Origin of the sequence: Halanaerobium sp. ST460_2HS_T2, from assembly GCF_003337665.1 — a bacterium.
Classification (GTDB): Bacteria; Bacillota; Halanaerobiia; order Halanaerobiales; family Halanaerobiaceae; genus Halanaerobium; species Halanaerobium kushneri.
Genome location: NZ_QPJF01000033.1, coordinates 24,088 through 30,087 on the forward strand (window position 1 = coordinate 24,088; position 6,000 = coordinate 30,087).

Annotated in this window: 5 protein-coding genes; all 5 read left to right on the forward strand. The window is 32.6% G+C overall.

From position 1 onward, the window contains the following. Positions 1-154: 154 nt before the first annotated feature. The gene (locus tag DFR80_RS13290) at positions 155-1,264 is read left to right on the forward strand and encodes an ROK family transcriptional regulator (protein WP_147270195.1); all 1,110 of its coding nucleotides are present in this window, start codon (positions 155-157) and stop codon (positions 1,262-1,264) included. A gap of 63 nt (positions 1,265-1,327) precedes the next feature. Next, positions 1,328-2,554: a sugar ABC transporter substrate-binding protein gene (locus tag DFR80_RS13295; protein ID WP_114490264.1), complete on the forward strand. Its 1,227-nt coding sequence runs from the start codon at positions 1,328-1,330 to the stop codon at positions 2,552-2,554. Between the two features lie 61 nt (positions 2,555-2,615). Then, positions 2,616-3,491, forward strand: coding sequence for a carbohydrate ABC transporter permease (locus DFR80_RS13300; protein ID WP_233493889.1), 876 nt, complete (start codon positions 2,616-2,618; stop codon positions 3,489-3,491). Between the two features lie 17 nt (positions 3,492-3,508). Continuing rightward, complete coding sequence (locus tag DFR80_RS13305; RefSeq protein WP_158537727.1) at positions 3,509-4,348, forward strand: carbohydrate ABC transporter permease; 840 nt, start codon at positions 3,509-3,511, stop codon at positions 4,346-4,348. 38 nt (positions 4,349-4,386) lie between these two features. Then, positions 4,387-5,640: a Gfo/Idh/MocA family protein gene (locus tag DFR80_RS13310; RefSeq protein ID WP_114490266.1), complete on the forward strand. Its 1,254-nt coding sequence runs from the start codon at positions 4,387-4,389 to the stop codon at positions 5,638-5,640. Positions 5,641-6,000: the final 360 nt, after the last annotated feature.

Genomic DNA, 6,000 nt, shown 5'->3' on the forward strand with positions numbered 1-6,000 from the left:
ATATATTATATTTTTTTAGCAACTTAATTTGTATAACAAAAAAAGTCTTTAAACTCTTGATTTGTCTGATAAATTATTTTTTGACTACTTATTTTGGTGTACAAAAAAAGTCTTTATAGGAGCTGATATTTTGAAACGAGGAAATATAAAGTTAATGAAAAAAATGAATACTTCTCTGATTATTAGAGAATTTAATAATAATGGCCCTTTATCCAGAGCAGATTTGACTGAAAATACAGGACTAAGTCCAACTACAATTACAACTCTAATTGATGAGATGATCAAAGATAATCTGATTATGAAAGTTGGAGAAGGTGAATCAAGTGGAGGCAGAAAACCAATTCTGCTTGATCTAAACCCAAAACATGGATATATCTTGAGCGGCTGGATTTCTGGGGAGTCAATTTCTATTGCCTTGCTTGATATAAAATATAATATTACAGATATTATTGAAAAAGAAATAATTTTTCCTACTGATCAGAATCTGATTTTAGAAATAAAGAATATTATTGAAGAAATCATATCTACAAACAATCTTTCAACTGAAAAAATTCTGGGTTTAATGTTAGGAATTTCTGGAATTATAAATCAGCAAAATGGAACTATTAAATATTCTGCCTTACTGGATCTAGAAAATTTTTCAATTAGAGAACCTTTATCAAAACACTTTCCCTTTCCAATAAATATTGAAAATGATACAAATCTTGCTGCTTTATCAGAAAAAGAATTTGGTCATAAACATTTAAATAACTATATTTACTTAATGATTGCACCCGAAATAGGTTCAGGTATTATTATCGATAATGAAATATATCGCGGGCGCTTTGGACGGGCTGGTGAATTTGGCCACTTACTAATGGAAAAAGACGGACCTCGCTGTACCTGTGGGAGAAAAGGCTGTCTGGCACCTGTTCTTTCTCAGTATATTCCAATAAATAAAGCTCAAAAATTCAGAAATGCTTTTAAAGATTTAGAACCGGGATCAAAAAAATATGAAAAATTCTGTGACTATCTTGCTATAGCTTTAACAAACTATATTCATTTAATTGATAATGAAGCTATAATATTTGGAGGAGAGCTGGTTAAAATTGCCTCCGAAAAATTTTATTCTGATATAGAAGAAAAAATAATGAAATATTCCATGAAAAATATGTACGACAATGTTAAGGTATTGCCAGCTTCTCTTTCTGATAATGAAGTAATAATGGGAGGAGCAAGTTTCTGTTTTCATAACTCAAAATATTTTACAAATAAGGAGGGATAAAGATTTAGTTTGTTGGGCGGTAGACTTTTGATTAATAATTAAAACTTAGGGAGGAATAAGATAATGAAAAAATATTTTACTATTGGGCTGATGTTAGTTTTGATCTCATTAATCACTTTTAATGTGCTGGCAGAAGATAAAATTGTAATTAAACATATGGAGCCTGGTGATGATGCTAAATTGGGTTATGTCCACGAATTTGCTGATTCTTATATGGCTAAAAATCCAAATGTTGAAATTGAAATCATCGAAGTCGGCTGGGGAAATATCTATCAGAAAATGATGAGTATGGCTCAGGCTGGTACAATGCCTGATGTGGTATATGTGGGCTCAAGATGGATTCCCGTTCTTGCTGAAATGGATGCTATTCAACCTTTAGATAATTTTATGACAGATGATAAAATAAATGATTATTCTAATTCACTTTTAAATACTGCTAACTACAAAGGTAATCAGTATGGTTTACCAAGAGCCTATTCTACCAAAACATTATTTTACAGAACAGATTTAATCGATAATCCACCTGAAACCTGGGATGAGTTGGTAAAAGTTGCTAAAGAAGTTCAGGAAAATAATGAAGGTATGTATGGAATGGGTATCTCAGGCGCAAAGCATGTATCTACAACTTCTCAGTTCTTTAATTATTTATTCCAGGCCGGCGGAAAAGTATTTAATGAAGCTGGAGAACCGGTACTTAATAGTAAAGAAGGGGTTAAAGCTTTACAGTTCTATGTAGATTTATATAGAGAACATAAGGTTACACCTAATCCTGTTGAATATAACAGGGAAGAATTGCCTACACTATTTTCAACTGGTAAAATAGGAATGTTTGTCTGTGGTCCCTGGGGCAAATCAATTATCGGGCGTGAGCCAGAGAATGAAGAAACACCATATCAGACAGCTTTACTACCAAAAGGAGAATATAGAAAAAGCATCTTAGTTTCTGATTCATATGTTATGGCTAAAGATGCTGGTGAAGAGGTATGGGATTATCTAAATTATATAACTAACTATAATAATCAGACATACTATGATTATGAGTATGGCTCTGTTCCAGTAATGAAAGAGGCTTCAGAATCCAGTAAATTTCAGCATGATAAATTCTTTAAAACTTTCCTTGATACAATTGAAACTGGCGAACCACAGCCTTTACCTATAGTCTGGGAAACATTTGAGGATATAGTTACAGATGCTATTCAAAGTGCTTTAATGGGTGACATGAGTCCTCAAGCAGCATTAGATAAAGCAGTAGAACAGATTAAAGCAGAAAACATAGCACCTGTAAAATAAAACAACTAAAAACCCCCGAATTTATTCGGGGGTATCTATTTTAAATTCTGGAGGCAAAAAAATGCGAAAGAAATATCTACCATATTTATTTATAATGCCAGCTGTTATTTTTATGTTATTGATAGTTGCTTATCCAATTCTGCTTACTTTTAGAAGTGCACTATTTCATGAAGTTTTAATTCGTCCCTGGGAAGGTGTAGAATTTGTTGGGCTGGACAATTTCCTTACTCTGGTAAAAAATCAGGAATTCTGGGCATCTTTTCAGAGAACAACTATCTGGACTGTTAGCTCAGTTTTAGGTAAGACTTTAATCGGTCTCAGCATTGCTCTCTTACTTAACCAAAAGTTTAAATTCAGAGGATTCTATAGAACCTTGATCTTAATCCCCTGGGTTACTCCTCAGGTTGTAAGTGCAATTATCTGGCGATGGGTTTATAATGGGGAGTATGGGATGTTGAACTATCTATTAATGAGACTTGGTTTAATTAATACCGGAATCTCTTGGTTGGGTCATAAAACAACAGCATTTATAGCTGCTGTAATTAATGATATGTGGATTGGAATTCCTTTTATGATAGTCGTTTTCCTCTCCGGTCTTCAGGGCATTCCTGATGAATTATATGAAGCAGCAAAAGTTGATGGAGCAAATAGAATACAGAGATTATTTAAAATAACATTACCACAACTAAAGCCTGTTTTTTTGACAGCAACAGTTCTGTCAATTATCTGGACCTTTAATTCCTTTAATATTATCTGGGTTCTTACTAAAGGAGGACCTGTTAATGCTACTGAAACCCTTGTAATTAAAACTTATAAAGAGGCATTTGGGAAATTTGATATTGGAATGGGTTCTACTTATGCAGTAACAACATTTATTTTATTAATGATCTTTAGTTTATTTTATTGGAGGATGTTCAGTGAAAAAGATGAAATTTAAAGAACTGAGGGATGAGAATGAAAAATAAGAGTAAAATAATAAATTTATCATTAATTCATATAATTATGATTGTATTTTTAATGATGTTATTATTTCCTACATTTGTAATGTTGTCTACATCTTTTAAAACCTTTGAGGGAGTATTAGGATGGCCCCCACAGTGGATTCCTGATGATTTTCAATTTATCAATTACATAAATGTTTGGGTTGGTGATTATCAATTTTATAAGCCGTTTTTAAATAGTATGATAATAGCAGGATCTGTGGGATTACTTTCCTTACTACTGGGAACACCGGCTGCTTATGCATTATCGAGATATAAGTTTGCTGGTAGAAAACTATTTCTTTTTTCTGTTTTAGCAACTCAGATGTTTTCGCCAGTGGTACTGTTAGTTCCCTTATATAAAATTGTTAGAAGTATTGGGTTAATAAATACTTTTACATCAGTTATTATTGGGCGGAGTGCTTTTGCACTGCCTATGGTTATTTGGTTATTGACCGGTTATTTAAGTAATATACCAAAGGATTTAGAAGAAGCTGCAATGGTTGATGGCTGTTCATTATTTAAATCGTTATATAAAATCATTTTACCATTAGCTGGACCAGGTATTGCTACTGCTGGAATTTATGCCTTTATTATGGGCTGGAATGATTTAATGTTTTCACTAACTTTTATAAATGAAGCAGAAATGGCACCTATAACTCTTGCAATGAGTGATTTTGTTGGAAAGAATGTAGTTTACTGGCACGAAATGATGGCCGCTGCAGTTATTTCGATTTTACCTGTAGCAATTATGTTCTCCTATGTTCAAAAATATTTAGTCAAGGGTTTAACTTCTGGAGCAGTTAAAGGCTAGTTTAAAATTAAGAAAAAAATTTAGAGAGGTGTATAATTATGAATAAAATTTCTACAGTTGCAGTTCTTGGAGCTGGTAATAGAGGTCGAGAAGCTTATGGTAGTTACATATTGGAGCATCCTGGAGATGTCAAAGCAGTGGCAGTTGCTGAGCCGGATGCTGATAAACGTTCTCTTTTCTCCAGCGAACATGATATTAAGCAGGAGCTGCAGTTTGAAAGTTGGAAAAAGTTGTTAAAAAAAGATAAGTTGGCAGATGGGATAATAATTGCGACTTTAGACAAGATGCATTTAGAACCGGTTTTACAGGCAATGGAAAAAGGATATAAGATTCTTCTGGAAAAACCTATTGCACCAAATCTTGAAGACTTAATTGAAATATATAAAAAATATAAAGAAACTGAGAGTGAGATTCTGGTTGCTCATGTTTTAAGATATACCAACTTTTTTAGTAAATTAAAAGAATTACTTGAAGAAAATGTGATAGGCAAAGTTAGATATGTTGATTTAAATGAGAATATTGGCTATTATCATTTTGCCCACAGTTATGTCCGTGGAAACTGGAGAAATACTAATTCAGCGGCACCAATTATTTTAGCTAAAAGCTGTCATGATCTTGATATTTTGCACTGGCTTTTAGGAACTAAAACTGAAAAGTTGAGTTCATCTGCTTCTCTAGAAATTTTCAAAGAAGAATTACAGCCAGAAAATGCTGCTGATAGATGTATTTATTGTGAAATTGAGGCGGATTGTCCCTATTCGGCAAGAAAGATATACTTAGGTGATAATACTGACTGGCCGACATCAGTTATTACTACTGACTTATCATATGAAGGTAGATTTAAAGCTTTAAAAGAGGGAACCTATGGAAGATGTGTCTGGAAATCAGATAATAATGTTCCAGATGTACAGCGGGTAAATATGACTCAAAGTGATAATACAGAAGTTAATTTTACCTTAACTGCTTTTTCAAAAGATATCACTCGAGATATCAAGATTTATGGTTCCCTGGGAGAAATTACAGGAGATTTTGAAAAAGGAATAATCGAACTTTCTGTCTTTGGCAAAAGCAATTCGATAATTGAAATTGAAGCTACTTCAGGTCATCACGGTGGAGGAGATAAAGGATTGATGAATCAATTTGTATCTTTACTAAAAGGAGAAGAAATTGACTCATGGAGCAGTTCTTTAGAAGAATCCTTAGAGAGTCATTTAATTGCCTTTGCTGCTGAAGAAGCAAGAGAAAAAGATGAAGTTATTAATTTAAAGAAATGGCGCCAGGATAAATTATAATATGCTTAATCTGGTTGAGAAAACTTTCACCAAATTAATGTAGTTTAATATATTTAATTATTAGACATTATCTAATCAGCATCTGAGAGCTTAAATTTTTCTGAAATCTCAGGTGCTTTTTGTTTTTTAATTACTAGTTATTGTAAGTAAAGTTATTATTCAATAACTCCTTTTTTTAATAAAAGGAAATTATGCTTTTGCAGGAATGTGGATAACCTTGTAGAAAGATAGAAATATTATGAGCCCAAAACAAAGAAGAAATCACATTAAAGTTAAAACAATATTGAATGATCACTGGGAAGAGTTTAAGATTAAACATCTTCCTGGCAGAGTGCCGGCTGATATGTTAAACCATGTAAT